The organism is Egibacteraceae bacterium, assembly GCA_035540635.1.
Lineage (GTDB): Bacteria > Actinomycetota > Nitriliruptoria > Euzebyales > Egibacteraceae > DATLGH01.
The window spans coordinates 15,766-42,138 of sequence record DATLGH010000060.1; the positions used below are offsets into that span (position 1 = coordinate 15,766).

29 protein-coding genes are annotated in these 26,373 nt (G+C 73.5%); 14 read left to right on the top strand and 15 right to left on the bottom strand.

The genetic code is table 11. The features are described 5' to 3' along the window. The first annotated feature begins 14 nt into the window (after positions 1–14). From rfaE2 to VM324_10260, 3 genes are read left to right on the top strand one after another with little or no spacing between them, the layout of a single operon-like run. Positions 15–1,394 carry a D-glycero-beta-D-manno-heptose 1-phosphate adenylyltransferase gene (rfaE2, locus tag VM324_10250; protein HVL99658.1) on the top strand — a complete coding sequence of 460 codons (1,380 nt, stop codon included), beginning with the start codon at positions 15–17 and terminating at the stop codon, positions 1,392–1,394. Further along, positions 1,381–2,088 (top strand): SDR family oxidoreductase, encoded by a 708-nt coding sequence (locus VM324_10255; protein HVL99659.1) that lies wholly within the window; start codon positions 1,381–1,383, stop codon positions 2,086–2,088. Before rfaE2 ends, VM324_10255 begins: the two co-directional genes overlap by 14 nt. After that, positions 2,085–3,068, top strand: coding sequence for a glycosyltransferase family 9 protein (locus tag VM324_10260; protein ID HVL99660.1), 984 nt, complete (start codon positions 2,085–2,087; stop codon positions 3,066–3,068). Before VM324_10255 ends, VM324_10260 begins: the two co-directional genes overlap by 4 nt. On the opposite strand, the gene VM324_10265 is transcribed toward VM324_10260, so the two are convergent. From VM324_10265 to VM324_10275, 3 genes are all read right to left on the bottom strand, one after another. After that, complete coding sequence (locus tag VM324_10265) at positions 3,065–3,274, bottom strand: hypothetical protein (GenBank protein ID HVL99661.1); 210 nt, start codon at positions 3,272–3,274, stop codon at positions 3,065–3,067. The two genes, VM324_10260 and VM324_10265, sit on opposite strands and share 4 nt — an antisense overlap. A 130-nt stretch (positions 3,275–3,404) precedes the next feature. Further along, complete coding sequence (locus tag VM324_10270) at positions 3,405–3,626, bottom strand: hypothetical protein (protein HVL99662.1); 222 nt, start codon at positions 3,624–3,626, stop codon at positions 3,405–3,407. Between the two features lie 368 nt (positions 3,627–3,994). After that, complete coding sequence (locus VM324_10275) at positions 3,995–5,035, bottom strand: right-handed parallel beta-helix repeat-containing protein (GenBank protein HVL99663.1); 1,041 nt, start codon at positions 5,033–5,035, stop codon at positions 3,995–3,997. Positions 5,036–5,278: 243 nt separating this feature from the next. On the opposite strand from VM324_10275, the gene VM324_10280 reads away from it, so the two are divergent. From VM324_10280 to VM324_10290, 3 genes are read left to right on the top strand one after another with little or no spacing between them, the layout of a single operon-like run. Continuing rightward, positions 5,279–6,646 (top strand): N-acetylmuramoyl-L-alanine amidase, encoded by a 1,368-nt coding sequence (locus VM324_10280; protein ID HVL99664.1) that lies wholly within the window; start codon positions 5,279–5,281, stop codon positions 6,644–6,646. Between the two features lie 54 nt (positions 6,647–6,700). Beyond that, the gene (typA, locus tag VM324_10285; GenBank protein ID HVL99665.1) at positions 6,701–8,509 is read left to right on the top strand and encodes a translational GTPase TypA; all 1,809 of its coding nucleotides are present in this window, start codon (positions 6,701–6,703) and stop codon (positions 8,507–8,509) included. A 6-nt stretch (positions 8,510–8,515) separates the two neighbouring features. Further along, positions 8,516–9,124, top strand: coding sequence for a hypothetical protein (locus VM324_10290; protein HVL99666.1), 609 nt, complete (start codon positions 8,516–8,518; stop codon positions 9,122–9,124). A gap of 51 nt (positions 9,125–9,175) precedes the next feature. On the opposite strand, the gene VM324_10295 is transcribed toward VM324_10290, so the two are convergent. Together VM324_10295 and VM324_10300 are read right to left on the bottom strand one after the other, a co-directional pair. Next, positions 9,176–10,522 (bottom strand): NfeD family protein, encoded by a 1,347-nt coding sequence (locus tag VM324_10295; protein ID HVL99667.1) that lies wholly within the window; start codon positions 10,520–10,522, stop codon positions 9,176–9,178. Positions 10,523–10,572: 50 nt separating this feature from the next. Then, positions 10,573–10,836 (bottom strand): hypothetical protein, encoded by a 264-nt coding sequence (locus tag VM324_10300; protein ID HVL99668.1) that lies wholly within the window; start codon positions 10,834–10,836, stop codon positions 10,573–10,575. A 117-nt stretch (positions 10,837–10,953) separates the two neighbouring features. On the opposite strand from VM324_10300, the gene VM324_10305 reads away from it, so the two are divergent. After that, positions 10,954–12,144 carry an AI-2E family transporter gene (locus VM324_10305; GenBank protein ID HVL99669.1) on the top strand — a complete coding sequence of 397 codons (1,191 nt, stop codon included), beginning with the start codon at positions 10,954–10,956 and terminating at the stop codon, positions 12,142–12,144. Here the strand turns inward: VM324_10305 and VM324_10310 are convergent. The 3 genes from VM324_10310 to VM324_10320 are packed head-to-tail and all read right to left on the bottom strand — an operon-like array spanning position 12,048 to position 14,414. Next, complete coding sequence (locus VM324_10310; protein HVL99670.1) at positions 12,048–13,004, bottom strand: sucrase ferredoxin; 957 nt, start codon at positions 13,002–13,004, stop codon at positions 12,048–12,050. The two genes, VM324_10305 and VM324_10310, sit on opposite strands and share 97 nt — an antisense overlap. Continuing rightward, positions 13,001–14,155, bottom strand: coding sequence for a cupin domain-containing protein (locus VM324_10315; protein ID HVL99671.1), 1,155 nt, complete (start codon positions 14,153–14,155; stop codon positions 13,001–13,003). The genes VM324_10310 and VM324_10315 overlap by 4 nt, the downstream gene beginning before the upstream one ends. 19 nt (positions 14,156–14,174) lie before the next feature. Further along, entirely contained in the window at positions 14,175–14,414 is a 240-nt protein-coding gene (locus tag VM324_10320; protein ID HVL99672.1) for a hypothetical protein, read from the bottom strand. Positions 14,415–14,578: 164 nt separating this feature from the next. On the opposite strand from VM324_10320, the gene VM324_10325 reads away from it, so the two are divergent. Both VM324_10325 and VM324_10330 read left to right on the top strand, forming a co-directional pair. Further along, complete coding sequence (locus VM324_10325) at positions 14,579–14,890, top strand: hypothetical protein (protein ID HVL99673.1); 312 nt, start codon at positions 14,579–14,581, stop codon at positions 14,888–14,890. Positions 14,891–14,951: 61 nt separating this feature from the next. Further along, positions 14,952–16,196 carry a PP2C family protein-serine/threonine phosphatase gene (locus tag VM324_10330; protein HVL99674.1) on the top strand — a complete coding sequence of 415 codons (1,245 nt, stop codon included), beginning with the start codon at positions 14,952–14,954 and terminating at the stop codon, positions 16,194–16,196. Here VM324_10330 and VM324_10335 read toward each other — a convergent pair. After that, entirely contained in the window at positions 16,188–16,775 is a 588-nt protein-coding gene (locus tag VM324_10335) for a DUF488 domain-containing protein (protein ID HVL99675.1), read from the bottom strand. The genes VM324_10330 and VM324_10335 overlap by 9 nt on opposite strands. 115 nt (positions 16,776–16,890) lie before the next feature. On the opposite strand from VM324_10335, the gene VM324_10340 reads away from it, so the two are divergent. Next, positions 16,891–17,313, top strand: coding sequence for a cupin domain-containing protein (locus tag VM324_10340; GenBank protein HVL99676.1), 423 nt, complete (start codon positions 16,891–16,893; stop codon positions 17,311–17,313). Between the two features lie 62 nt (positions 17,314–17,375). Continuing rightward, on the top strand, positions 17,376–17,915 hold the full coding sequence (locus tag VM324_10345; protein HVL99677.1) for a DUF4916 domain-containing protein: 540 nt from the start codon (positions 17,376–17,378) through the stop codon (positions 17,913–17,915). 7 nt (positions 17,916–17,922) lie between these two features. Here the strand turns inward: VM324_10345 and VM324_10350 are convergent, their stop codons facing one another. Further along, the gene (locus VM324_10350; GenBank protein ID HVL99678.1) at positions 17,923–19,593 is read right to left on the bottom strand and encodes a methylmalonyl-CoA mutase family protein; all 1,671 of its coding nucleotides are present in this window, start codon (positions 19,591–19,593) and stop codon (positions 17,923–17,925) included. Positions 19,594–19,671: 78 nt separating this feature from the next. Further along, positions 19,672–20,181 (bottom strand): MarR family transcriptional regulator, encoded by a 510-nt coding sequence (locus VM324_10355; GenBank protein ID HVL99679.1) that lies wholly within the window; start codon positions 20,179–20,181, stop codon positions 19,672–19,674. 210 nt (positions 20,182–20,391) lie between these two features. On the opposite strand from VM324_10355, the gene pdhA reads away from it, so the two are divergent. Further along, on the top strand, positions 20,392–21,426 hold the full coding sequence (pdhA, locus tag VM324_10360; GenBank protein HVL99680.1) for a pyruvate dehydrogenase (acetyl-transferring) E1 component subunit alpha: 1,035 nt from the start codon (positions 20,392–20,394) through the stop codon (positions 21,424–21,426). A gap of 8 nt (positions 21,427–21,434) precedes the next feature. On the opposite strand, the gene VM324_10365 is transcribed toward pdhA, so the two are convergent. The 3 genes from VM324_10365 to VM324_10375 are packed head-to-tail and all read right to left on the bottom strand — an operon-like array spanning position 21,435 to position 22,639. Next, on the bottom strand, positions 21,435–21,716 hold the full coding sequence (locus VM324_10365; protein ID HVL99681.1) for a DUF3006 family protein: 282 nt from the start codon (positions 21,714–21,716) through the stop codon (positions 21,435–21,437). Then, positions 21,706–22,269 carry an MBL fold metallo-hydrolase gene (locus tag VM324_10370; protein ID HVL99682.1) on the bottom strand — a complete coding sequence of 188 codons (564 nt, stop codon included), beginning with the start codon at positions 22,267–22,269 and terminating at the stop codon, positions 21,706–21,708. Before VM324_10370 ends, VM324_10365 begins: the two co-directional genes overlap by 11 nt. Beyond that, positions 22,184–22,639, bottom strand: coding sequence for an MBL fold metallo-hydrolase (locus tag VM324_10375; GenBank protein ID HVL99683.1), 456 nt, complete (start codon positions 22,637–22,639; stop codon positions 22,184–22,186). The genes VM324_10370 and VM324_10375 overlap by 86 nt, the downstream gene beginning before the upstream one ends. Before the next feature lie 156 nt (positions 22,640–22,795). Between VM324_10375 and VM324_10380 the strand changes: the two genes are divergently transcribed. Continuing rightward, on the top strand, positions 22,796–24,823 hold the full coding sequence (locus VM324_10380) for a cation:proton antiporter (protein ID HVL99684.1): 2,028 nt from the start codon (positions 22,796–22,798) through the stop codon (positions 24,821–24,823). A 64-nt stretch (positions 24,824–24,887) separates the two neighbouring features. Here the strand turns inward: VM324_10380 and VM324_10385 are convergent, their stop codons facing one another. Then, positions 24,888–25,154 (bottom strand): GlsB/YeaQ/YmgE family stress response membrane protein, encoded by a 267-nt coding sequence (locus VM324_10385; GenBank protein HVL99685.1) that lies wholly within the window; start codon positions 25,152–25,154, stop codon positions 24,888–24,890. A 411-nt stretch (positions 25,155–25,565) separates the two neighbouring features. On the opposite strand from VM324_10385, the gene VM324_10390 reads away from it, so the two are divergent. After that, on the top strand, positions 25,566–26,373 hold an 808-nt coding region (locus tag VM324_10390; protein HVL99686.1), incomplete at its 3' end, for a hypothetical protein.

Genomic DNA, 26,373 nt, shown 5'->3' on the forward strand with positions numbered 1-26,373 from the left:
ACGGAGGCGCCGGCATGAGGCCGCTCGTCGTCATCGGCGACACGCTGCTCGACCGGGACGTCGAGGGGCACGCCGAGCGCCTGTGCCCCGACGCACCCGCCCCGATCGTCGAGGAGCCCGTCGCCCGCTCCCGCCCCGGCGGAGCGGGGCTGGCGGCCGCGCTCGCCGCCGGCGACGGCCGCGACGTGACCCTCGTAACGGCCCTCGGCCGGGACCCCGCGGGCCAGGAGCTCGCGGGCCTGCTCGCCGCGGCCGGTGTGAAGGTCCTCGACCTGGGCAGCGACGGACGCACGGCCCAGAAGACCCGGGTGCGTGCCGGGGGCCACACGCTGGTGCGGATCGACGAAGGCGGGCGGGGCGGCGGCGCGATCGGCGCGCTCGGCGCCCCGGCCCGCGCCGCGCTCGGCCGGGCCCGCGCCGTGCTCGTCGCCGACTACGGCAGGGGCATCACCGCCGACCCCGGGGTCCGCGCCGCCCTCGCAGCCCTGCCCCGTCACGTGCCGGTCGTGTGGGACCCCCACCCGCGCGGGGCCGAGCCGGTCGCCGGCGCGCGGTTGGCCACCCCCAACCGCGACGAGGCCGCGCGGCTCGTCCCCGACGTGGACGGCACCGCGCTCGCCGCGGTCACGGCTCGCGCCCAAGCGCTCGCCGCCCGCTGGCAGGCCGGTGGCGTGGCGGTCACCCTGGGCGCTGACGGCGCGCTGCTCGTCGGCGGCGACGGCACCCCCCTCGCCGTCCCCGCCCCGCCCGCGGGGACGGCCCCGGACCCGTGCGGCGCCGGGGACCGCTTCGCCGCCTCCGCGGCCGGCATGCTCGCCGACGGGGCGCTGCCCTCCGAGGCGGTGACGGGCGCGGTCGCGGCTGCGTCGAGGTTCGTCGCCGGCGGTGGTGCGAGCGCCCTCGCGCTGCCCGGTGCGGGCGCGACCCCACCCGGCGCCGAACCCGACGACCCGGTGGCCGCGGTGCGTCGCCGCGGCGGCACCGTCGTCGCGACCGGTGGCTGCTTCGACCTGCTCCACGCGGGCCACGTCCGCATGCTCGCCGGCGCCCGTGCGCTCGGCGACTGCCTCGTCGTCCTGCTGAACTCCGACGACTCCGTGCGCCGCCTCAAGGGGTCTGGCCGGCCGCTGGTGCCGGCACACGACCGTGCGGCGGTCGTGTCCGGCCTCGCCTGCGTCGACGCGGTGCGGGTCTTCGACGAGGACACCCCCGAGCGCGCCCTCGCGGAGCTGCGCCCCGACATCTGGGTCAAGGGCGCCGACTACGCCGTCGCCGACCTGCCCGAGGCCGCGGTGGTGCGTGCCTGGGGCGGGCAGGCGGTCGTCCTGCCCTACGTGCCCGGTCACTCGACCACGACGATCATCGAGGAGGTCACCCGACGTGAACACCCCTGACCCGACCCACCCGCGCCTACGCACGGTTCTTGTGACCGGTGGCGCCTCGGGCCTCGGCGCCGCCGTGGCCGCCGACGTGCGCGCTGCGGGCGGCACCCCCGTGGTCCTCGACCGGGTGGTGCCCGGCCTCGACGTCGAGCACGAGCTCGTCGACCTCGCCGACAGCGCCGCCGCGCACGACGCCGTCGAGCGGGTCGCCGGCCGCCACGGCGGCATCACCGCCGTCGTCACCGCGGCGGGGACCGACGCGTGCGGCGCGCTCGCCGACGTGCCCGCAGCGAGCTGGGAGCAGGTCATCGCGGTGAACCTGGTGGGCACGGCCGCGGTGGTGCGCGCGGCGCTGCCCCACCTCGAGGCGTCGGGGGGCAGCGTCGTGACGGTCGGGTCGACCCTCGGGCTGCGGGCGCTGCCCGACGCCACCGCCTACTGCGCGAGCAAGTTCGGCGTCGTCGGCTTCACGCGGGCGCTGGCCGCCGAGCTCGCCGGTCGCGTCAACGTCACCCTGCTCGTCCCCGGCGGCATGCACACGGCGTTCTTCGACGAGCGCCCCGAGCAGTACCGGCCGGCGGCCGACGCGAAGCTCAACCGCCCCGAGGACGTGGCGAAGACGGTCATGTTCGCCATCTGCCAGCCCGACGGTTGCGAGGTCCGCGAGATCGTCGTCACCCCGTCCACCGAGTCGTCCTATCCGTGACCGGCCCCCGGCCGTCGCGGCGACCGCTGCTCGTCGCGCTGCGGGCCCTCGGCCTCGGCGACCTGCTGACCGCCTTTCCGGCCCTGCGTGCGCTGGCCGACGCGTTTCCCGAGCACCGCAGGGTGCTCGCCGCGCCCGAGGCCCTGCGGGCGCTCGCCCTCGCGAGCGGCGCCGTCGACGCGGTCGTCGCCACCGCGCCGCTCGCCCCGCTCCCCGCCGAGCTGCACGGCGCCGACGTCGCGGTGAACCTCCACGGCCGCGGGCCGGAGAGTCACCGGGTGCTCCTCGACGCGCGCCCGGGGCGGTTCATTGCCTTCCGGCACCCGGCCATCCCCGAGAGCGCGTCGAGCCCGGAGTGGCGAGCGGACGAGCACGAGGTGGTGCGCTGGTGCCGGCTGCTCGACGCGCACGGCATCCCCGCCGACCCCCGAAGGCTCGACCTCGTCGTCGACCCGGCCGCAGCGCCGGCCGTCGCGCGCGGCGCGACGCTCCTGCATCCCGGTGCGGCCAGCGGCGCCCGCCGCTGGCCCGTCGATCGCTGGGTCGAGGTCGCACGGGCCGAACGAGCGGTCGGTCGCCCGGTGACGATCACCGGCGGGCCCGCGGAGATCCCTGACGCGACGGCGATCGCGGACGCGGCGGGCGTCCCGCCCGAGGCCGTTCTGGCTGGGCGCACCGGGCTCGCCGAGCTCGCGGCTGCGGTTGCCGCTGCAGATCGCGTCGTGTGCGGGGACACCGGCGTGGCGCACCTCGCCACCGCAGTCGGCACGCCGTCGGTCGTGCTTTTCGGCCCGGTACCCCCTTCGGAGTGGGGGCCGCCCGGCGACCGGCCGCAGCACCGTGCGCTCTGGGCCCGTCGTCGGGGCGACCCTCACGCGAGCCATCCCGATCCGGGCCTGCTCGCCGTCAGCGTGCACGACGTCGTCGCCGCCCTCGCGGAACTGCCCGCGAACGATGGCGGCGAGGGGAACGTCTGCTAGAGGATGTCGCGGTTGCGGCGGTCGTCGGCGTCGAGCCAGCCACCGTGGCTGCCGCAACAGGGATTGGGGTTGTACCGGGACAGGTTCGTCCCACAGCCCGGGTAGGCGCAGCGGCGCGGCTCCAGCTGTCGTCCGTACTGGGCGAGCGGCTTACCGTTCTGCAGGGACATCGCGCGCTCGACGCGACGGCGGGGGGTGGCTTCCAAATCGGCCTCCTGGGGGGTGCTTGCAGCGGTGGGCACACCCGACAGGGACTAGGTCGGTATGGGACTTACGTCATACCCCTGCCCAGGGGACAGGAAACCCCGCGTCGGCGGGCACCGTTGCGCCGCCGGCCTACTCCTCGCGCTCGCCGGTCTCGTCTTCGGGGTACGGCTCGGTGCCCAACGGCTGCACCGACCCCTCCGTCGGAGCCGCACCGGTGCCGGCGACCAGGCCGGCGTCCGCCTGCGTCGTGTCGTCGCTCTCGGCCATCCCACCCGGTCGCGGGTCGACGTCACGGGGATGCGGCTCGTCACCCGAGCGCCGGGCGCTGTCGTCGCGGCTGTCCTGGGCCATCACTTCTGCCTCCTCGGCTCCCATGGAGCTACCCGCTGTGGGGGGGTGCGCATGCCCGGCGTCGGCGGTTGCTGCCTGACGAATGGCCTGGGGACAGTGCCTTCCCCAGCTGGAGGTAGGCGAAGTAGCTGGAGTGACTCAGCCGGTCCTTTACCGCCGTGCGGCATCACGGCCTCCTGGAAGCGCTCGCCGGGGTGGCGCGTAGGGCATTGGCCCAGCCACCTGTCAACGACACGAAGGAGGGACCATGCCGGCCGAAGACCCGAACGACATGCACAACGCGAGCACCTCGTCGCTGGGACTGCGCCGTGTGGCCTGGCGCACCGCTTTCGGTGCGCCAGGCCGCGATCCAGGGGCCCGTCGCCCGGTCAGCCCTTCGTGCAGTCGGGGTAGGCCTTGTCGAAGGTGTTGCCCGACCACACGTTCGCGTCGCAGTCCTCGTTCGAGTCGTGGAGGTCGGACTGGAGGAAGAACCTGGGGTCGACGACCTGGACGTTTGCGCCGGTCTTGTTGTTGATGATCCGGCTGAACTGCGCGTCCACGCGGATGCCGTTGGCCGCGTTGCCGAACACCTGGTTGTTCTCGATGAGCGTGCGGTCGCCGCCCGGCAGGTTGAGTGCCACATTCCGACCGAACACGCGGATGCCGTCGCCCTTGCGGTGACCGACATGGTGGAAGCCGTTGCCGCGCACGACGTTGTGCTTGATCTCGTTGTCGGTCGTGTTGCGGCTGAACACCGCGATTCCGTCGAGCCCGCTGCCGGTCACCTCGTTGTTGACGATGAGGTTGGCCTGCACCCCCGGTTCGAGGCGGATGCCGTCGTTGTCGCAGGGGCCCGTCGGTGTGCGGCATGCGCGGTTGTCCCTCACGACGTTGCCGTTGACGACGTTGTTGCGGGTCGGGCCGCCGATCTCCCGGGGGTGGTCGGCGTCGATCTCTGCGTATAAGCCGATGCCGGCGAAGGGCCCGTTGTTCTCGGCGACGTTGCGCAACAGGAGGTTGTCGCTCGAGGACAGGATCGCGATCCCGTCGCCGTAGCGGGTGCCGGCGATGCCCTGCGAGGGCACCCGCGCCTGCCCGATGTTGTCGCGGGCGGTGACCTGCGCCACCCGGTTGCCGCCGCCGCCGACGATCGCCACGCCTGCGTCGAAGTCGCTCACCGTGCCGTTCGTGACGTGGACGCCCCGCCGCTCCACGACGAGAACGCCGGCACCGTCGCCCGTCTGGGGTGTGCCGAGGATGCGGTAACCGTTGAGGTTCAGCCGGACGTTGTCGGCGCCGACGACGATGCCGTTGTCGGGACACGGACCCACGTCCGCCTGGAGCACCGTGTGCCGGGTGATCACCTGCCCGCAGGACACGGACGTCGCCCCCGCCGGGGCGGTCAACCCGCTGCCCATCACCATCATGGTCACGGCTAGCGCCGTAAGCCTCCCGAGACGTCGCATGGCCATCGGCTCCCTCCGCAGGACGCAGGCAGAGAGCAGACACCGATGTCCCCCCGGTTCCCGCCACGCGCCTTCGCGGATGGTAGCGGGCGCCCGCGGCGGTGGTAAGTGTGCGCGACATTTAGCAGCGGCGAAAATTCCCCTCCTCCCGGGGCCGCTGTGCCGCTATGCTCTCCGAGCCGTTCTGGGTCGGAAGGCGGTCGTATGCACAGCCGCGTGGTCAGCGTGTCGCTCCTCACGCTCCTGCTCCTCGTGTGGGCGCCGGGGCCCCCAGCCGACGGAGCCGACGTCGTGTCCCCCGTGACGAGGACGGTCGTCGAGGGGCTCGCACCGGCCCCGGGGGACGACGGCCGGGCGGGGCTCTCCGCGAGGGTCCGCACCCCGGTCCCGTTCTCGCTCGTCGGCGTGGCGATACCGGCGGGCACGCGCGTCCTGCTGCGCACCGGGGACGAGGCCGGCCGGTGGTCGCCCTGGATGGAGGTGGAACCCCTCGCCGCCGACGGCGACGGCCCCGACCCGGGCAGCGCCGAGGCGGTCGCCGCCCGCCGCGGCTGGACGCGCATGAGCGAGCCGGTATGGGTGGGCGAGGCATCGCGGCTGCAGCTGCGGGTGCGGGGCGGCAGCTCACGCGACGTCGCCGTTCACCTCGTGGACTCCGTCGGCCTCTCCCGCTCCCTGCTCCAGCGCGCCACCGACGCGCTGCGCACCGCCGGGCGCGGCACCGCAACCGCGGAGGCCAGCACCCGCCCCGCTATCGTGACGCGCGCGCAGTGGGGCGCGGACGAGTCGCTTCGCCGCGGCAGGCCCGAGTACGCGAAGGCCACCCGCGCGGGGATCCTCCACCACACGGCAACCTCGAACGACTACAGCCGCGAGCGCGCCCCAGCCGTGATCCGCGCCATCTACACCTATCACACACAGTCCCTCGGCTGGGACGACATCGGCTACAACCTGCTCGTCGACCGCTACGGCACCGTCTACGAGGGCCGGGCCGGGGGCGTCGGCCGCGGCGTCGTCGGCGCGCACGCCGGCGGGTTCAACAGCGAGACGTTCGGCGTCACGATAATCGGCACGTTCACGTCGGGCCTGCCGCCCCGCGTCGCCATGGACGCCGCCGTCGCGACGATCGCCTGGAAGTTCGCCGTCCACGGGATCAACACCGACCCGAACGCGACGGTCGACATGGCGAGCCGGGGGTCGACCCGCTACCCGAAGGGCCACCGGGCGCGCCTGCACACCCTCTCGGGCCACCGTGACGTGTCCACAACGGCGTGCCCCGGCGACGCGCTGTACCCCCACCTGCCCGAGCTCCGCCGCCAGGTGCACGGGGGGCGTGCGCCGGCCCCGCAGGCGCAAACGCCTCCGCCCTCCCGCCGCCGGCTGCTGCCCCCCCTGCCCAAAGTCGACCAGGACCTCTCGCAGGTGCCGCGCGTGCACGCAGGAGCACCCGACCAGCCCCCCGCTCCCGCGCCCGCGCCGGCCGAGCCACCTTCGGTCACGCGCGAGCTTCCGCTGCCGGTCACCGCGCCGCTGCCGGTCGCGCGGGAGCTGAGCCACACGGGCGGACGCTAGAGTAGGGAGGTCGCCGCTCGGCGACGCGCTGCCCACCCCAAAGGTCCGCCCGCCATGCCCGCACGCGCGCAGCTGCGCAACGTCGCCATCGTCGCCCACGTCGACCACGGCAAGACCACGCTCGTCGACGCCATGCTGTGGCAGGCCGGCGCGTTCCGCGCCGACGCCGAGGTCGCCGACCGGGTGCTCGACTCGATGGATCTCGAGCGCGAGAAGGGCATCACGATCCTCGCGAAGAACACCGCCGTGCGCTACGGCGACGTGAAGATCAACATCGTCGACACACCCGGGCACGCCGACTTCGGCGGCGAGGTGGAGCGGGGCCTGTCGATGGTCGACGGCGTCGTCCTGCTCGTCGACGCGAGCGAGGGACCGCTGCCCCAGACGCGCTTCGTCCTGCGCAAGGCCCTCGAGGCCCGGCTGCCGATCGTGCTCGTCATCAACAAGATCGACCGGCCCGACGCGCGCACGGCGGAGGTCCTCGACGAGGTCTACGAGCTGTTCCTCGACCTCGACGCGACGGAGGACCAGATCGACTTCCCGATCGTGTACAGCAACGCCAAGGCCGGCCAGGCATCCCTCGACCCGGGCGTCGCCGGACGGGACCTCACGCCGCTGTTCGACACGCTCCTCGCCGCTGTTCCCGCGCCGGCGCACGACCCCGACCACCCGCTGCAGGCGCTCGTGACCAACCTCGACGCGTCGCCGTACGTCGGCCGCCTGGCCCTGTGCCGCATGCGCCACGGCACCCTGCGCCGCGGGCAGCCGGTCGCCTGGTGCCGCGCCGACGGCAGCACCGAGCGGGTCAAGATCACCGAGCTGTACGTCACCGAGGCCCTCGAACGCGTGCCCGCCGAGGAGGCCGGGCCGGGCGACATCTTCGCCGTCGCCGGCCTCGACGAGGTCACCATCGGCGAGACCCTCGCCGACGCCGACGACCCCCGCCCACTGCCGGTCATCACCGTCGACGAGCCGAGCCTCGGCATGACCCTCGGCATCAACACCTCGCCGCTCGCGGGGCGCGACGGCACGAAGCTCACCGCACGTCTGTTGCGCAACCGCCTCGACGCCGAGCTCGTGGGGAACGTGAGCGTGCGGGTGCTCGGCACCGACCGGCCGGACACCTGGGAGGTGCAGGGCCGTGGCGAGCTCGCGCTCGCGATCCTCGTCGAGACGATGCGCCGCGAGGGCTTCGAGCTCACCGTCGGCAAGCCACGGGTCGTCACCCGCGACATCGACGGCGTCCGCCACGAACCGGTCGAGCGCCTGTCAGTCGACGTGCCCGAGGAGTACCTCGGCGTCGTCACCCAGCTGCTCGGCCTGCGACGCGGACGCCTCGAGCAGATGACCAACCACGGCAGCGGCTGGGTGCGCATGGAGTACCTCGTCCCGGCACGCGGGCTGATCGGCTTTCGCACGGAGTTCCTCACGGAGACCCGGGGCACCGGGCTCATGCACCACGTCTTCGACCGCTACGAGCCCTGGCACGGTGACCTGCGCACCCGCCCGACCGGCAGCCTCGTGGCCGATCGGACCGGGACGACGACGGCCTTCGCCCTGTTCAACCTCCAGGAGCGCGGCACCCTTTTCGTCGGCCCAGGCGTCGACGTCTACGAGGGCATGATCGTCGGCGAGAACGCCCGCAGCGAGGACATGGACGTCAACCCGACCAAGGAGAAGAAGCTCACGAACGTGCGGGCGGCCGCCTCCGACGACATGGTGAAGCTCGTCCCCCACCGTCAGCTGTCGCTCGAGCAGGCCCTCGAGCTCATCCGCGTCGACGAGGCCGCCGAGGTCACCCCCAAGGCGGTGCGGCTGCGCAAGACGGTCCTCGACGCGCGCGAGCGCCGGCGCGCCTCGTAGCCGCCAGTGGAGCCGATCATCGTGGTGCTCGGCCCCTTCGGCGGTGGGACGTCGGCCGTCGCGGGCGTCCTGCACCACCTCGGCGTCCATCTCGGCACGGGGTTCGGCCGCCTGGACCGGGAGCCGCCGGACACCTGGGAGGACGTCGACCTCGCGGAGCTCTGCCGGGCGGCCTTCACGGAGCCCCAAGGCACGTTCCGGGTGGACCCCGACACGTTCGACGCCGGCCTGCGCGACTGGGCCGACGCGCACCGCCGCGTCGCGCGCGCGCACGTCCGCCCCTCGGGGGCCAAGCACCCGAGCCTCTGTCTCGCCGTCCCTCGACTGCTCCAGGTGTGGCGGCCGATCGTGCCCGTGGTGGTCAGGCGCCCGGTCGGCAAGGTCGTCGCCTCGCTGCGCCAGGGTGGGTGGTGGACCGAGGGGCAGCGCGTCGCCACGACGACGAAGCTCGTCGAGGAGCGGGACCGGGCGCTCGCGAACGTGCCGACGGTCGACGTCGACTTCGAGCGATTGCGGGCCGAGCCGAGGGAGGCGATCCGCCTCCTCGCCGATCAGCTCGGGCTCGTCCCGGAGCCCGAGCGACTCGCCGTGGCCGCACGCGGGATCATGCCCTGAGCACGGCGCCGGCGGATACCGGTCCCCGACCCCCGACAGGACGGCGGAGCGTCAGACGCCCGCGTCGGCCTCGGCGTCGGCCGGCTCGACGATGAGCTCGAGGCCACGCATGTCGACCACCCGCACGCGGTCGCCGCGCTCGAGCACGCCCCCGCGGCTGCGGACCTTCCACATCGCGCCGCTTACCCACGCCTGCCCCGTCTCACCCTCGGCGCTGCGGACAACCCCGGTGTCGCCGATCATCGTGCCGCCCTGGCCGGCGAACTGCGGGCTCGTCTGGCTGCGCACCGCGAAGCGCCCGATCACAAGCGCGACGACCCCGATCGCCGCGGCGACGGGCAGGAGCACCTCGAGTCCGATGCCGACCCCGCTCGCCTCGGGGAACAGGAACAGCCCGGCGAGCACGAGGGCGACGGCGCCACCGAAGGCGAACACGCCGACACCCGGGGCGAACAGCTCGGCGGCGAACAGCCCGGCGGCGAGGACGAGCAGCACGACGCCGACGAGGTTGACCGGCAGCACGGCGAGCGAGAACAGCCCGAGCAGGAGCATGATCCCGCCGAAGATCGCGCCGACGCCCCCCGAGGGGCTGATGAACTCGTAGAGGATCGCAAGCGGTGCGATGGACATGAACAGGAACGCGAGCTGGGGGTTCGCGAGCGCCTGAAGGATCGACCGCGTCCACGACAGGGCGAACTCCACGACCCCGGCCCCGGCGGTCTCCAGCGTTACCGTCTCACGGTCGCCGGTGGCGGTGGCGAGCTCGACCTCCATGCCGTCGATCGCGTCGAGCAGCTGCGTGAGGCTGCCGGCGAGGAGATCCACCGCGCCGATCTCCACCGCCTCCGTCGCGCCGGCAGACCGGCCGTCGCGGACCGTCGCCACGGCGAAGTCGACGTCGCGCCCACGTTCGCGAGCGATCTCCTCGACGTAGGCGGCGGCGTCCTCGACGACCTTGTCGATGACCTCGCCGCCCTCGAGGCTTATCGGGGTGGCCGCACCGATGTTCGTGCCGGGCGCCATAGCGGCGACGTGCGCGGAGAACGCGATGACCGCGCCCGCGGACGCGGCCCGGGCACCCGCCGGCGAGACGTACACGACGACGGGCACCTGGGCGACGAGCGCGGACTGGACCATGTCGCGCATCGACGTCTCGAGGCCGCCCGGAGTGTCCATCTCGACGACGAGCGCGGCATGCCCGCCCTGCTCGGCTGCCCGCACCGCGTCGGCGAAGTGGCCGGCGAGCACGGGGGTGATGGGCCCTTCCAGCTCCGCGCGCAGCACCGTCGTCGCCTGCCCCGCGGCCCCACCCGCCGCCATCACGAGCATGCCGGCCAGCAGCGCGGTCACGGCGGCCCACCGCCGCGCGTCCCGCACGAGGCCCGACACGGTGCTCATAGGCCCATTGTCGCACGGAAGGCGCGGGTGTCCCGCCCCCCGTACGACCGTCAGTCCGTGATCGTCAGCGGCTCGGGGGCGCCGCTCCCCGCGGGGTGGACCAGGGCCTGGACGTCCTCACCGAGCGGCTCCGCGGCGATGCGCACCGCGACGCCGTCCACCCGGCAGTAGTCGATGCCGACCTCACCACCCGCGTCGGCGACCTCGTCCATGGCGGGCTCCCACAGGTCCTCGGGGATCTCGAGCGCGTCGATCGGGCCGAAGCGCAGCTGTGCCTCGGCGATCAGCTGGCTCACAACCGTGATGGTGTTCATCAGTTGCGGCGCGCTCGCGCGACGAGGGTCGTGGACATGCGGCGACGCTACCGCAGGCGCACGACGGCCGCGAGGCGGACGTTTGCCGACCGGCTCCAGTGGCGAACGGTGAAGACGATGGCCCCGGACTCCGCCGCCGAGCCCGCCGACGCGCCCGCCGACGAGCGCTCCCGGGCGGCTGGTCACGCGGCCGCTGGCCGAGAGGCCCCTGAGAACGCCTCGGCGTCGTCGCCGCTGCTGAAGGCGGGGCGCTACGCCTGGGCGCTCGTCGGGCTCGCCGCGCTGCTCATCCTCGCCGGGCTGGCCGCCGGTCGGCTCATGCTCGTCGTCGTGCCGCTCGTCATCGCGCTGTTCCCGGCGGCGCTGCTGGAACCGGTTGCCCGCTGGTTGAAGCGTACGGGGATGCCCGCTGCCCTGGCGGCGCTGCTCACCGTCCTCGGGGCCATCCTCGTGCTCGTCGGCGTGTTCGGCGTGCTCGTCCCGGTGTTCGCCGCGGAGGTGCCCGAGCTCGCCGAGTCGTTCCGCGAGGGCGTCGACGACCTCCTCGCGCAGGCGCCGTTCGACGTCGGCGGGATGGAGGAGCTGCTCGACCGCGCCCGCGACCAGCTCGGGCGGGCGGGCGAGTACGTCGGCGGCGCCGTGGAGGCGGTGACCGCCGTCTTCGAGGCCGTCGCCGGCGTGCTGTTCGGACTCGTCGTGCTGTTCTTCTACCTGAAGGACGGTGGACGGATCGCCGCGGGCATCCGCGACCTGCTGCCCGCGCGCCTGCAACGCGACGCGACGGAGGTCGGTCGCCGCGTCTGGCACACCCTCGGGTCGTACTTCCGCGGGCAGCTGCTCATCGCCCTCGTCGACGCGGTCCTCATCGGTCTCGGCCTGGTCGCGCTCGGCATCCCGCTCGCGCTGCCCCTGGCCGTGCTCGTCTTCTTCGGCGGACTGTTCCCGATCGTCGGGGCGGTGGTTACGGGGGCGGTCGCCGTCGTCGTCGCCCTCGCCCACGGCGGCCTCGTCACCGCGCTCATCGTGCTCGGCCTCGTCGTGGGCGTGCAGCAGCTGGAGAGCAACGTGCTCGAACCCGTCGTCCTCAGCAAGGCCATCGCCCTGCACCCGCTCATGGTCATCGTCGCGATCACCGCTGGCGCGGTCACCTTGGGGGTGCTCGGCGCGTTCCTCGCGGTGCCGATCGCAGCGAGCGTCGGCCGGGTGGTGGACTACCTGCAGGGACGCGACCGCGCCGACGGCGGCGGCGTGGAGGAAGATGACGAGGAGGAGGGCGACCCTGAGCCGGCGATGGCGAGCAGGGCGTAGCGCGGGGGCCGGGCCGCCACCGTCGCCTGGCAGGTCAGCCGCTGGTCCCGGGAGTCGCGCTCGACGCGGACGTCGACGGTCCACCGCTGACCCGGACGGTCCGCGAACACGACGCGGAACGCGTCGTCGGCGATCACACGCCGGGTGGTGAAGACCAGGTCGTCGACGTGGCGCAGGTCGCGATCGCTGCGGAGGAAGTACTCGGCGGCCTGGACGACGAAGGAGTGCGAGGAGCGGCCCCGGTAGTGGTCGAGGTCGATGAGCCCACGCTCGTACTGCAGGGCGACATCCGGCCCTTCCGCCGGCCCGACGTGGCCGAAGTACAGGCCGTGCGGGAAGCACACGAGGTTTCCCGCGAACCGGTCACCGCCGATGTGGGAGCACTCCCAGACGCGTTCCCCGACCGCCCCGGAGAGCGCGAGGGCCAGGGGGCGGCCGTACTCGGCGCAGCAGGCGTCGTGACGCCCGTTCGTGCAGACGAGGTGCAGCGGCTCCAGCCACGGTGTGCCCCCGACGGGCCGGCCCGCCGCGAGGGGCGTGAGGTCGACGTCGAGCAGGTCGGTCACGTCGTCGAGCACCAGCTCCTCGACGAGTGCGAGGTCGCTGCGGACGACGAAGCAGCGCCGCTGCCTCGCCGAGCGGCCACGGGTCCTGCGGATGAGGATGACACGGGCGTTGACGTCGGCGGCGGTGCTTTCGAGCTCGGTGGCGACGGCGGCCGGCATCCGGCTCTCGATGAGGGCGTCGCGCCCCCACGGGCCGGGCTGCTCGAGGAGCAGCCAGCGCCGCACGTGCGATGCGGTGCCGTAGCGGGGCTCGTCACGCTCGCGGGCCTCCGCGGCGCAGCGGTAGCGCGTCACGACTCGATGAGCAGCAGCGCCTCGCGGACGAGGCGGGCGACGAGCACCCGCCGGCTCTCCTCGTCGAGGTAGCCGGCGAGGTCGCGTACGGTGAAGCGATTCCGTTCGGCCACCCACCGCAGCGCCGGTTCGACACGGGCGGGCAGGCGCAGTGCCCGGTCGCCGAGCATGACGCGGACGACGCCGTCCTCGGGAGGCCCGACGCGGCAGAACGTCCCCGGTCGGCGCACGACGGTCGTCCCGTCATCGAGGTCGCCGACCGCGAGCAGCTGGCGCAGCTGACCGGTGAGCAGCGGTGGCCGCTCTGCCAGGAACCGCTCCGCGGCGGCCTCGGCGACCCTGGGTGCGTCGAGGGACTCGATCTGCTTCGCGAGCGCCGCGAGGCGGTCGGCCACCGCGCCGGTGATGGCGGCAGGATCGTTCGCGAAACCAGGAGGGAGCGACCCGCGGCCCGTGTCGTCCAGTGCAACGGCCAGCGCCCCGTCGAGCGCGTCGCGCAGCACCTGCTCCCAGCTGACCGCGCGCACGCCGATGGTGATGTGCACGGAGGGCTGGTCGACAGTGCGGGCGGCGTGGCGCACGCCCTGCGGGATGTAGAGGCTGTCGCCCGGCTCCAGCGCCAGGTCGAGGTCGGCGACGTCGCCGGCCGTGTAGGTGATCCACTGCTTGCGACCGAACGTCTGCAGGGCGAAGACGTCGTGGGCGTCGGCGTGCACCCGCAGGCCCGTCGCCACGGGTGGCGTCACGTAGGCGTTCGCTTGGACAGGGTGGGTGAGGACGGTCTCGAGCTCCCGGCAGAACCGTGCCAGCGGCGGCCAGGACCGCTGCAGGCCCTGGAGCACGATCGTCGCACCCTCGTCGAACAGCGCGAAGACGCGGCCGGCGTCGGCGAGGTCGGTGACCGGACGTGAGCCGATGCGCGCCCTTCGGGTGTAGGACGCGGCCGGCAGCGTCTCGCCTCCCCGCACGAGCCGGAATGCGGGCGTGCGCAGCCCCGACGCCGACACGATCCGGTCGACGTCGTCGATCGACAGCAGGTCCGCGTACCCGTCGGGCGAGCGGTGGCGGTGGGGCCGGCGGCCCCACCGCTCGGCGAGGAACGCGTCGACGTCGCCGACACAGCGGGCGAGCGCCGCCGGGTCGTTGCCCATGAGGGCGGAAGGACCGTGGTCAGGCGTCCTGGCCGTCGGCGTCGGCACCGTCGGTGGCGTCGCCGTCGCTGCCGTCCGCGGCATCACCGTCGCCGGCGTCCGTGGCGTCGCCGTCACCGCCGTCGGCCGCGTCCGTGGCGTCGCCGTCGGTGCCGTCGACGTCCTGCTCGGCGCGGACGGGCGTCTCCGTCTCCGCCCGGCCGGCCCAGACCGTTTCGATCTCTTCGTCAGTGAGTCCGACCGGGGTGTCAGTGCTCATGTGCGCACGGCTCCTCTGTGTGGTGGGCGGAAGGCTGAGGCCGTGGTGACGCTAGCCTCGCCAGGCTGCAGTGGCAAGCCGTTCCCGGGCGGGCAGGCCCTAACCTCTTTGAGGCCCTCCAGCAGCGAAGCGGTGGCGCCCGGCCATGCGGGTAGTCTCCTCAGATGGAGGGGCTGGTCTTCGTCGTCATCATGGTCGCCGCGCTCGCCGTCGCGGCGCTCGTGATCGGGCGGGCACAGCAGCGCCCCTCCCCCGACAACCCGACGCGCCCGGAGCCGGGTGAGCGCACGGTGTCCGCCGAGGACCCCCGCGACCGCCCCGCCGGTCCCGGCGCGGAGCTCGACGCACCGCACACGAGCGAGCTGGCGCCCGGCGAGGCCACCGACCCGTCGGCGGGGGCCGACGACGTCGGCCGCGCGTCGGGAGGGATCGGCAACGAGGAGCGGGACGCCGGCGGGCGCGAAGGCGGGGGCTGACCCCTGACCGACGCGCGCCGAGGCCCCGACAGGGCCAGGCGAAATTGCCTACGCTACGCCCATGGGTCTCCCTGAGGGGCGCGACGCTGCCGCGGACCCCGGCGGCAGCCTTCTCGAAGGTCTCGTCGAGAACTCCCACCTCGTCGCCCCCGACGAGCTGCCGTCGCTCGTCGCCCGGGCCGCCGAGGCGATCGAGGCCTCGGAGGTGGTCGTCTACCTCGTCGGCTACGAGCAGCGTGTCCTCACCCCCCTCGCCGGGGAGGGCGTGCCGCCACGCGAGCCCCTGGAGGTCGACCACACACTCGGCGGTTGGGCGTTTCGCACCGTCACCGTGCTGCGGAGCGGCGCCGACGACGGTGAGCGGCTGTGGGTGCCGATGGTGGACGGCACGGCCCGGGTCGGGGTCATGGAGCTCACCCTGGCCGCGGTGGACGACGCGCTCGAGCAGCGGGTCCGCGCCTTCGCGGGCCTCGTGGCGACGCTGGTCGTCACGAAGGACGCCTACGGTGACACGCTCAAGCTCGCCCGGCGCGCCGAGCCGATGTCGGTCGCGGCCGAGATGCAGTGGGAGCTGCTGCCCCCGCTCACGTTCTCCGACGGCCGGGTCACGATCAGCGGCATGCTCGAGCCGAGCTACCGGGTAGCGGGCGACACCTTCGACTACGCGCTCAACGACGGGTGCCTGCACGTGGCGGTCATCGACGCGATGGGCCACGGGTTCGAGGCCACGGTGCTCGCGACGGTGGCCATCGGCGTCTACCGCCACGCCCGCCGGCTCGGTCAGGGCCTCGCGGAGACCTACCGGGCGATGGACGATGCGATCGTCCGCCAGTTCGGCGTCGACCGGTTCGTGACCGGGCAGCTCGTGGAGCTCGACACGCGCACCGGCCTGATGCGGTGGCTGAACGCGGGGCATCCCAAGCCACTGCTCACCCGTGGTAACACCCTTGTCGGGCCGCTGGAGTGCGCGCCGACCCTGCCGATCGGCTTCGGAGGGGCGGTGGCGGAGATCGCCGAGCACCAGCTGCAGCCCGGCGACCGGCTCGTGTTCGTCACCGACGGGGTGCTCGAGGCGCGTTCCGCCGACGGCGAGTTCTTCGGCGAGAACCGGCTGGAGGATTTCGTGGTCCGGGTGACGACCGCCGGCCTGCCCGCCCCCGAGACGGCACGGCGCCTCACGCACGCAGTGCTCGACCACCAGGACGGCCAGCTGCAGGACGACGCCACCACCGTCTTCGTCGAGTGGGTGGGTCGCGAGCGCGCCCTGCCGGTCGGCCAGGCCCCCCCGCCGACCCCGTCAGGGTGAGCGGCGCTCCGCCCCGGGCAGGGGCCGGTCCTCGCCGCGGTCGTAGACGAGCCGGTCGCCGTCGCGCCGGACCGTCGGCGTCGGCGGGTGCGCCTGCCGGCGGCCGTCGTGGGACAGGTGCAGCACGGGGGTTGCCCGGACGAGCAGCGCCGCGTCGGCGACGAGCCGGCGGTGGCAGCGCCACCAGACGCTCTCCGCGCACAGCACCGCCGTCGTGACCTCGCGGGCCTGGGCGAGCACGCCGTCGAGCGCGTCCCAGAACGCCGCGCCGGTCATGTGGTCGGCGTAGGCGCGGAAGGCGGCGTCGCGCAGCCCGACGTGCGGTGACGTCGCGTCACCACGCCGGCGCCCACCGAGGGTCTCCTCCCAGCGGTACGCGACGCCGTGCCTCGGCAGCCAGTCCGCCAGGGCCTCCCGGCGGAACTGGGGGTGGCGCCGGCTCCCGGGGAACCTCCGCACGTCCACCACCGCGGCCACCCCCGCCGCGGTCAGCAGCGCGGCCAGCGCGTCCTCGTCGAGCGTGCCGTGCCCGACCGTGAGCAGGGCGGGCACGGGCCGTTGTCGGTCACGCGCCTCCATGACCGGCGTCCTTTCCCCCCGCGGGGCGGCAGAGGATTGCGTAGGGGCGCGGCGGGTGATCGTTCACACTAGCCGTTACGCGCCGGGGCGCGACCAGAGGGAACGGAGACGCACGATGCTCGGTTGGGTCGGTGACATCGAAGATGCCACGCTCGGCAACGACACGTTCAGGACGGTGCTGTTCACCGGCGGGCACCTGCAGCTCACCGTCATGCGGCTCGGTCCCGGGGAGGAGATCGGGCGGGAAGTGCATCCGAACCTCGACCAGTTCATCCGCGTCGAGGCCGGGCACGCCCGGGTGGAGCTCGGCAGAACCGCGGACAGCGTCCAGGAGAGCCACCACATCGTCGGTGACTGGGCGGTTGTCATCCCGGCGGGGATCTGGCACAACGTCGTCAACACCGGGCAGGCGGAGGTGAAGCTCTACTCCCTCTACGCCCCACCGGAGCATCCTTCGGACACCGTCCACCACACGAAGGCGGAGGCCGACGCGGCCGGGCACCACGACCACGAGGAGAGCCGGTCCACGCACCGGTGAGCGCCCCTTGCGGTCCGCCCGTGGCAGGATCGCGCCGGAGGGTTGACTGAGGGAGGACCGGGGTGGCGACGTCGACGGAGACCGGGCACGAATGGCTGTCGGCTGAGGAGATCGCCTCAGTCCGCGAGCGTGTACCGATCGTCTACGTGGAGGCGGTCCCCGTCCGCGTCCACCACCTCGGGGGCGTCGAGCGTGTCGGCCTGCTGCTGCGCAGCCGCCCGGACGGCACCATCAGCCGCGCGATCGTGTCGGGGCGGGTGCTCTACGGCGAGACGGTCCGCGAAGCGCTGTGGCGCAACCTTACGAAGGACCTCGGGCCCGAGGCGGAGCCGCGTCTTCCCCCCGACCCGTCCCCGTTCACCGTCGCTGAGTACTTCCCGCAGGACGCCCGGCGCACGGGCTACACCGACCCCCGCCAGCACGCCGTCGCGCTCGTCTACCTCGTGCCGGTCGACGGGGAGTGCGTGCCCCCTGCGGACACCCTCGACCTCGCGTGGCTGTCGCCCGAAGAAGCGGTGACCCCGGGGGTGGCGGCGGAGATGACGGGCGGCCAGGACCGTCTCGTCCGCCTGGCTCTCGCGCACGCCGGCTGCCTGCCGTAGCCCCGCGTCAGATCACGGGGGGCTCGCGGTAGGTTCCGAAGACCTTCTTCAGGGCGGCGCAGATCTCGCCGAGCGTGGCGTCCGCGCGGACGGCGTCCATGATGACCGGCACGAGGTTCTCCTCGGTGGCGGCGGCCGCCCTCAGCCGCTCCAGGGCCTCGAGGGCGCCGCGCGCGTCCCGGCCGGCCCGGAAGGCGGCGAGGCGCTCCCGCTGCGCGCGCTCCATCTCCGCGGAGACGCGGAGGATCTCGAGCTCGTCGCCCTCGCAGGTCTCGGTGTGCACGTTCACACCGACGAGGCGCTTGTCGCCCTTCTCGAGCTGCTGCTGGTAGCGGAAGGCGGCGTCGGCGATCTCCGACATGAACCAACCCGACTCGATGCCGCGCAGCATGCCGCCCATGACGGTCCCGTCCGGGGACCGGTCGAGTATGCGGGCGAAGTAGGCCTCGGTGTCGGCCTCGACCTTGTCGGTCATCCACTCCACGAACCACGAGCCCCCGAGGGGGTCGACGGTGTTCGTGACCTCGGTCTCTTCGGCGATCACCTGCTGGGTGCGAAGGGCGATCCGGGCCGCGTGGTCGCTGGGCAGGGCGAGCACCTCGTCGAGGGCGTTCGTGTGGAGGCTCTGCGTGCCCCCGAGCACCGCCGCGAGCGCCTCGATGGCCGTGCGGACGATGTTGTTGTCCGGCTGCTGGGCGGTCAGCGACACGCCGGCGGTCTGGGCGTGGAACCGCAGCAGCATGGCCCGGTCCGTGGTGGCGCCGTAGCGCTCGCGCAGCCACCGGGCCCAGATTCGCCGAGCCGCCCGGAACTTGCCGATCTCCTCGAAGAAGTCGATGTGGGCGTCGAAGAAGAAGGACAGGCGCGGCGCGAACCGGTTGACGTCGAGGCCACGTGACCGGCCGAGCTCGACATAGCTGAAGCCGGCGGCGAGCGTGAACGCGAGCTCCTGCGCCGCGGTCGACCCCGCCTCGCGGATGTGGTAGCCCGACACCGACACGGGGTGGTAGCGCGGCAGGTGCTCGGTGGTGAACTCGAGGAGGTCGCCGATCAGCCGCAGGTGGGGCCGGGGAGGAAAGAGCCACTCCTTCTGGGCGATGTACTCCTTGAAGATGTCGGTCTGCAACGTGCCGCCGAGCGCCGCGAGGCCGAACCCCTGGCGCTCGGCCGCCACGCAGTACATCGCGAAAACCACGACGGCGGGCGCGTTGATGGTCATGGAGGTGGTGATCTCACCGAGCGGGATGCGGTCGAACAACCGCTCCATGTCGGCGATGGTGTCGACCGCGACCCCGCAGTGTCCCACCTCCCCCTCGGACTCCGGCTCGTCGGAGTCGCGCCCCATGAGGGTGGGCATGTCGAACGCGACGGAGAGCCCGTGCTGCCCGGCGTCGAGCAGGTCGTGGTAGCGCCGGTTGGTGTCCTCGACGCTGCCGAAGCCCGCGAACTGGCGGATCGTCCACGGACGTCCGCGGTACATCGACGGGTACACCCCCCGCGTGAAGGGATACATCCCGGGGAACCCGATGCGGGTGAAGTCCCGGGCGGCGTTGTGCGGTCCGACGAGCGGGGGGACCGGCACACTCGACAGTGTCGTGAACTCGCGCTCCCGCTCGGGGGCGGCGGCGTAGCGCGCCTCCCACTCGTCGGCGAGCCTGCGGAGGTCCTCAGGGGTCACGCACACCTCGATCGCCGGACGTCCTTCCCGATACTAGCAACCAGGATAGTCGGACGTCCTGGTAAAGGGGCTCCCCCGTCAGTCCCGCAGGTCGCCGAGCCGGCGCCGGACCCGCTGGAGGAGGTCGGTGAGCAGGGCGGCCTCCTCGTCGCTCAGCCCCTCGAGCCCGAAGCGGGCGCCGACGAGCACCGCGGTGGCCTCCTCGACGACCTCCCGGCCGCGAGGGGTGAGGCGGGCAAGCGTCGTGCGGCGGTCCTCGGGGTGGGGCACCCGCTCGACGAAGCCCTGCCGCTCGAGCCGGTCGATGGCGTTCGTGACACTCGTCGGGTGCACCATGAGCCGCTCGCCCATCTTGCCGAGCGGCAGGGCGCCCCGACGGCTGAAGTGGAGCAGCACGAGCGCCTCGTAGCGGGCGAAGGTCAGCTCGAAGTCCCGCAGCAGCTGGTTGAGACCAGCGAGCAGGACCTGCTGCACCCGGACGATGGCCGTCACCGCCGCCATCGGCTCGGCGGCGTCCCAGCGCAGCGACCATTGCCGATGCGCCTCGGCGATGGGGTCCCGCCGGGTGGCCTCGTGGGGTCCGGACACGGGACGGTGCCTACCGCAGCCGTTGCGCCGCCGCAAGTAGGCGCCCGTCCACGGCGGTTCGCCATGGGACCGCGCGGGCAGGGGTGTAACGTCTAGTGGTCGACTCGACGCCGAGCGCCACCGGCCCGCCAAGTCCTCCTGCGGGGAGCATGCATGAGCGGCTCTGCCTCTCCCGTCCCGGAACCGGGATGCGTCCTCGTGGACGCGGCCATGCTCCTATCGTCGCCCGACCTCGCCGGCTACCTCGCCGAGCTCGACGAGAAGGACTACCGCCAGCTCTACCGGTTCATGGTCCTGTCCCGACGCCTCGACACGCAGGCGATCAAGCTCCAGCGACAGGGCCAGCTCGCGATCTACCCGCCGATGCGGGGCCAGGAGGCGGCGCAGATCGGCGCCGCCTACGCCCTGGCCGACCGCGACTGGATCGTGCCGGCCTACCGAGAGCTCGGGATGGCGCTCGTTCGCGGCCTTCCCCCAGCAGCCCTCATGCACCTGTGGCGGGGCACCTGGCACGGCACCTGGGATCCCCGGGAGTTCCGCTTCGGCCTCGTGTCCATCCCCGTCGGGACCCAGGCGCTGCACGCGGTCGGGTTCGCGATGGCGGCACGCATGGACGGCGCGGACCTCGCCGTGCTGGCCTGCCTCGGCGACGGGGCCACGAGCGAGGGCGACGCACACGAGGCGATGAACTTCGCGGGGGTGTTCGCCGCTCCGTGCGTGTTCTTCGTCCAGAACAACCAGTACGCGATCAGCGTGCCCGTGAGCGGCCAGACCCGGGCCCCGACGATCGCGCACAAGGCGGTCGGCTACGGCATGCCCGGCTACCGCTGCGACGGCAACGACGTCCTCGCCACGTACGCGGTGACCCGCGCGGCGGTGGACCGCGCCCGCGGCGGGGGGGGCCCTTCGCTCATCGAGGCGGTCACCTATCGCATGGAGGCGCACACCACCTCCGACGACCCGACGCGCTACCGGCCCGCCGAGGAGCTCGACGCGTGGAGAGGGCGCGACCCGATCACGCGGTTCACCGCCTTCCTGCACGGTGAGGGCCTGCTCGACGAGGCGTTCCGCACGGAGGTGGCGGACGAGGCGGAGGACGCCGCCCGCCGTCTGCGTGGCGAAGTCTACGACGCGCCGCACGGTGACCCGCTCGAGCTGTTCGACCACGTCTACGTCGACCCGCCTGCCGCGCTGGGCGAGCAGCGCGCGCGGCTGGCGCGCGAGCGCCGCGCCCGCAAGCGGTGACCCGCGCGTCACCCGTCGCCGAAGCGCCCGCCCCCACGGGTGCGCCGGAGGCGCGCGACACGTTCCTCGACGTCGCGCCGGGCGGCGCGTTCCCCCTCGGTGTCGACACCGACGAGGGTGAGGTCGGCGCCCGCACCGCGCACGAGCAGCCACGTGCCCTCGCCCGCTCCCGCCGGCAGTGCAGCGGCCGGAACGTGGTGCTCGGCTTCATCGCCGGCGACGAGCAGGACGGCGAGGCCCTCGACGATGCGGTCCACCATGGCGTGCCGGAGGTCGGGTTCAGCCGGCATGGGCGCGTCCTTTCCCGTCGACGCGACCGCCGATTCGGAGCCCGGCCGCCGTGGAGACCCGCAGGGACCTGCCGTCGGTGGTGACGACGACTGTACCGTGCACCGGGGTGCCGAAGACCTCGGCACCCGACGCCGCGAGGCGCTCGACGACTTCCTCGTGGGGATGACCGTAGGGGTTGTCGCGACCCGCCGAGTAGACCGCGATCCGCGGGGAGACCGCCTCGAGCAGTGCCGGGCCTGTCGAGGTCGAGGAGCCGTGGTGGCCGACCTGGTACACGTCGGCGCGGAGGAGCGGCGCGTGGTCGGCCACCATCCGGTGCTCCGTGGGCTGCTCGGCGTCGCCGGTGAAGAGGAACGTCACGTCGCCGTAGCCGACCCGGAACACAAGGCCGTTGTCGTGCAGGCCGCCGGCGCCCTGTGCCGGCGGGTTCGCGAAGGCGAAGCGCAACGACCCCACCGAGGTCGTGTCACCCGCTCGCGGCTCCTCGAACACCGCGTCGGAGCGCTCCAGGGCGTCGAGCGCCTCGGTGAAGGTGCGGGTCGTGTGGGACACCGGGTGACCACCACACCTCCGCGACGGTGAAGCGGTCCATCACCTGCGCGAACTGGCCGAGGTGGTCGGCATGGGGGTGCGTGACCGCGACGACGTCGAGGGCGGTGACACCCCGGTCCACGAGGTAGGTCACGACGTCCTGCGCGGTGTGCCTGCCGGTGTCGACGAGCACGGTGGCGTCCGGTGCGACGAGCAGGGTGGCGTCGCCCTGGCCGGCGTCGATGAAGTGGACCTCGAGCCCCGGCGTGGGCCCCGGCGGTCCCGCGCGGTCCTGCCGGGCGGGTGCCGCGCAGGCCGACCCCACCAGCCCGGCGACGAGCAGGACGGCCAGGCCGACCGCCGGTCGACCCGTCCGGTGACCCGCCCGCACGTCCGTCGCGCGATGCTACCGCCGCGCGGCGGAAACCCAGTGACCCGGCGCCGCATGGGCCAGCCACGATCCGGGTACGGCTGTGCGTCGGCCGGCACGAGCCGCGTCCGCACGTCGACACGCGCCGATCGGCGCCTGACCTGCCGGGAGCCCGCTGTGTCGCTCACCCTGCCCGAGCTGCCGCTGCACGAAGCCGGCTGGATCTTCGCGCTGCTCATGGCGGCCATCCTCGTGGCCCCGCTCCTCTCACGCTGGCTACGGCTGCCCGACCTCGTCGTCCTCGTCCTCCTCGGGACGCTTCTCGGACCGAGCACGTTCGGTCTCCTCGAGCGCACGGGGCCCATCGAGGTGCTCGGCACCGTCGGTCTGCTCTACCTCATGTTCGTGGCGGGTCTCGAGCTCGACCTCGACGAGTTCGTCGAGCATCGCCGGCACTCGCTCGGCTTCGGTTCCGCCACCTTCGTGGTGCCCATGGTCCTCGGGACGGTCGTGAGCCTCGCCATGGGCTTCCCGCTCCTGGCCTCGATCCTGCTCGCCTCGTGCTGGGCGTCGCACACCCTCGTCGTCTACCCCACGTTCCGGCGCTTCGGCACGGTCCGCAACCGGGCGGTCACGACCAGTGTTGGCGCGACCATCCTCACCGACACGGCCGCCCTGCTCGTGCTCGCCGTCGTGGCCAGGGCGCACCAGGGCTCGCTCGGCGCGGCGTTCTGGGCCACGCTCCTGCCGAGCCTCGCGGTCCTGCTCTTCCTCACCCTGTGGGCCCTGCCCCGGGTGGCGCGCCGGTTCTTCGCCGGAGCGGGCCAGGACCGCACGCTGCGGTTCGCCTTCCTGCTCACCGCGCTGTTCGCGGTCTCGGCGCTCGCCGAGCTGGCCGGCATCGAGGCGATCGTCGGCGCCTTCCTCGCCGGCCTCGCCCTCAACCGCCTGGTGCCGAACGACAGCTGGGTGATGGACCGCGTCGAGTTCCTCGGCTCCCACCTGCTCATCCCGATCTTCCTGCTCAGCGTCGGCATGCTCATCGACCCGCGGATTGTCGTCACCGACCCCTCCTCGCTCACCGTCGCCGCCGGGTTCATCGCCGTCGCGCTCGGCGCGAAGTGGATCGCCGCCTTCGGGACCGGCAAGGTCCTCGGCTACGACCGCACGGAGATCGGGGCGATGTTCTCCCTGTCGGGGGCGCAGGCCGCCGCCACCCTCGCCGCGGTCATCGTCGGCGTCAACGTCGGGCTCATCGACAGTGGCACGGTCAACGCGGTCATCCTCGTGATCCTCGTGACCTGCCTGCTCGCGTCGTGGACGGCCAACCGCTACGCCCCCCTGCTCCCCCGCCCGGAGGCCAAGCGCCTGCTCGGACAGACCGTCGTCGTGCCGATCGCCAAGCCGGGCTCGGCCGGGCCACTCGTGCGGCTCGGCGCCGCCCTGGCCGCCGAGGACTCCGGCTCGGTCGTGCCCCTCACGGTCATCCCGCCGCATGTGAGCGGCAAGGGCCTCGACAAGGTCCGCGAGGTGAACGCCGCCGCGGAGGCCGAGGCGCTCGCGCACGGCGCTGAGGCCTCCGCCGTCGTGCGCATCGACGCATCACCGACCGCAGGGGTTCTCCACACGGTCGTGGAGCGGGGCGCGACCTCGATGGTGCTCGGGTGGCGCGGGCGCAGCAACGGCGGCTACCTGTTCGGCAGCAACATCGACCCGATCGTCTCCGACGTCGCCGTGCCGACCGTCATCGCGAGGGTGCGCGACGAGCCCTTCGAGCGGATCCTGCTCGCCATCTCCGACGCCAACACCGTCCCCGCCGGGCAGGCCAGCCTGTGTCTCGCGGTCGAGGTGGCCCGCCGCCTCGCCGCGCAGGCCGACGTGCCGGTCGCGGCGTGCGCGAACACCGAGGACGCCAGCGCCCACCGGCTCGTCCGCGACGAGCTCGGCATCGACGTCGAGTACGACCCCCGCAAGCGCTCCATCGCCGTCCGTCACCGTGCGAAGCCCGGGGACCTCGTCATCGTCCCCGTCAAGCCCGAGCACGCGGGACTGCGGGGCGCCGCGGCCCGTATCGCGCGGGCGATACCCGAGCACCAGCTGCTGCTGACCATGGACACCCGGGGCCTCAGCCTGCCGGCATCCGGCCGCCGCTCCGAAGAGACGCCGGAGGAGAGCCCCGTTGCCTCGGCCACGAGCGAGGAGTGAGACGCCCGCCACCGGGCAACCCGGGGCGGGCGTCGTGCCGGGTGCGGCGGGCGGCCCGCCGCCGTCAGGCCGTGCGGCGTCCGGTGACGAGGCGGTAGATCAGCAGCAGGAGGATCGAGCCGATGATCGCGGCGAGCCAGGTGCTGACGCTCCAGAAGTTGTCGACGGGGTCGACACCGAAGAGCGCGCCTCCGAGGAACCCGCCGAGCATTGCGCCGACGACGCCGATGAGCATCGTGACGATGATGCCGCCGGGGTCATCGCCCGGAAGGATCGCCTTCGCGATGGCGCCGGCGAGCAGTCCGAGGATGAGAAAGGCCAGGATTCCCACTTTTCAACCTCCAGCTTGACGGGACCACGCCGCGGCGATGGCGTGGTGGCTGCCCCGTTCCCCCGCGCAGACCGCGTCAAACACCCACAGGTGGGGGACACCTCCCCCTGGCAGGTGAGCCCGAAGGGATGTACGCTTTCCCGGCGTGGGCCTCGGCATGATCGACCGGAGGGCCTTGGTTCAGAAGATTGGTCAGGGCATGGGCAGCCGGGGACACGGCTCAGGCTGGGTGCGGCGCGGCGTCGACCTGTCGATGCCGTCAGTATCCTCCTGTCAGCCGGTGCTGCGGGCAAGACGAGGGCGGTGCGGGGGGTGAGCAGGTCGGAAACGCTGCTCACGAGCGCTCACCGTTCGCCTCGCGGCAGCTGTCCCGCTCCCGCGTTCCCCCTGGCGCGCAGGAGCGTCGACGGGATGGTCCTCGCGCTATCCGAGGCGCGCGTCCTGCGGACCGCCTGGGCGTTCCAGGCGTCGACCGCTGAGATGGCCGCTCTCAACGGCAACGGCTTGGTCGCCGGCAGCACCCTGACGGGGCCCTCGATGAACGGGTCGTCACGGGGCGTCCTGTGGCAGCAGGCGGCCTGGCAGCGCCGACCGCGGAAGGTCGGCGTGGTGGGCGCCCGGCTCGCCGCGATGGGGCTTGTGAGCAAGTTCGCCCTCGCGGTGACGGTGACCGTGGCCGTGCTGGCAGGCGCGTCGGCGACGGACCTGCCCGAGATGGTGAGCGACGCCCTCAAGCGGCTCACGCCGTTCGGGTCCTCCGACGGGCAACAGGGGTTCACCCCCGGCGGCAGGAAGGACCGCGCGGGCGAGCTCCAGGTCCCCCCGGACGCCCGCCGCCAGGCGGACCGGCCCGGCGTGGACCGTGGGCCGCACGGCGGGGCGGGCGTGGACGGCGAGCGCCCTGGCCCGCGCGCACAGGGGCAGGGGTCGGGCGCTGGGCTCGCCTCGGACCCGCTCGACGATGACCCGATCGCTCCCCTCCTGGGGATCCGCCCCCGCTCCGGACAGGGCGGCGGGCAGGCAGGCGGTCGCGCCCCGGTGCCTCCAGGCCCCGGCGGCGCCGCCCCACCGGCCGATCCTCCCACCCCGCCGGGTGGACCCCCGGCTGCTCCCCCGGGGCCCCCCGCGCAGGCCCCGCCGGGGCCTGGAGGCACCGGGGCGCGACCGCCTGCCTGCCCGCCGCCCTGTCCGGAGCGGGGGCGGATCCCCAGGAGGGGAG

Bases quoted from the DNA above. Each gene is read 5' to 3' on its own strand.
- rfaE2 (HVL99658.1), top strand. From the start codon at position 15: ATGAGGCCGCTCGTCGTCATCGGCGACACGCTGCTCGACCGGGACGTC.
- VM324_10270 (HVL99662.1), bottom strand. From the start codon at position 3,626: ATGGCCCAGGACAGCCGCGACGACAGCGCCCGGCGCTCGGGTGACGAG.
- VM324_10275 (HVL99663.1), bottom strand. From the start codon at position 5,035: ATGATGGTGATGGGCAGCGGGTTGACCGCCCCGGCGGGGGCGACGTCC.
- VM324_10280 (HVL99664.1), top strand. From the start codon at position 5,279: ATGCACAGCCGCGTGGTCAGCGTGTCGCTCCTCACGCTCCTGCTCCTC.
- typA (HVL99665.1), top strand. From the start codon at position 6,701: ATGCCCGCACGCGCGCAGCTGCGCAACGTCGCCATCGTCGCCCACGTC.
- VM324_10295 (HVL99667.1), bottom strand. From the start codon at position 10,522: ATGAGCACCGTGTCGGGCCTCGTGCGGGACGCGCGGCGGTGGGCCGCC.
- VM324_10300 (HVL99668.1), bottom strand. From the start codon at position 10,836: ATGAACACCATCACGGTTGTGAGCCAGCTGATCGCCGAGGCACAGCTG.
- VM324_10305 (HVL99669.1), top strand. From the start codon at position 10,954: ATGGCCCCGGACTCCGCCGCCGAGCCCGCCGACGCGCCCGCCGACGAG.
- VM324_10315 (HVL99671.1), bottom strand. From the start codon at position 14,155: ATGGGCAACGACCCGGCGGCGCTCGCCCGCTGTGTCGGCGACGTCGAC.
- VM324_10320 (HVL99672.1), bottom strand. From the start codon at position 14,414: ATGAGCACTGACACCCCGGTCGGACTCACTGACGAAGAGATCGAAACG.
- VM324_10325 (HVL99673.1), top strand. From the start codon at position 14,579: ATGGAGGGGCTGGTCTTCGTCGTCATCATGGTCGCCGCGCTCGCCGTC.
- VM324_10330 (HVL99674.1), top strand. From the start codon at position 14,952: ATGGGTCTCCCTGAGGGGCGCGACGCTGCCGCGGACCCCGGCGGCAGC.
- VM324_10335 (HVL99675.1), bottom strand. From the start codon at position 16,775: ATGGAGGCGCGTGACCGACAACGGCCCGTGCCCGCCCTGCTCACGGTC.
- VM324_10340 (HVL99676.1), top strand. From the start codon at position 16,891: ATGCTCGGTTGGGTCGGTGACATCGAAGATGCCACGCTCGGCAACGAC.
- pdhA (HVL99680.1), top strand. From the start codon at position 20,392: ATGCTCCTATCGTCGCCCGACCTCGCCGGCTACCTCGCCGAGCTCGAC.
- VM324_10365 (HVL99681.1), bottom strand. From the start codon at position 21,716: ATGCCGGCTGAACCCGACCTCCGGCACGCCATGGTGGACCGCATCGTC.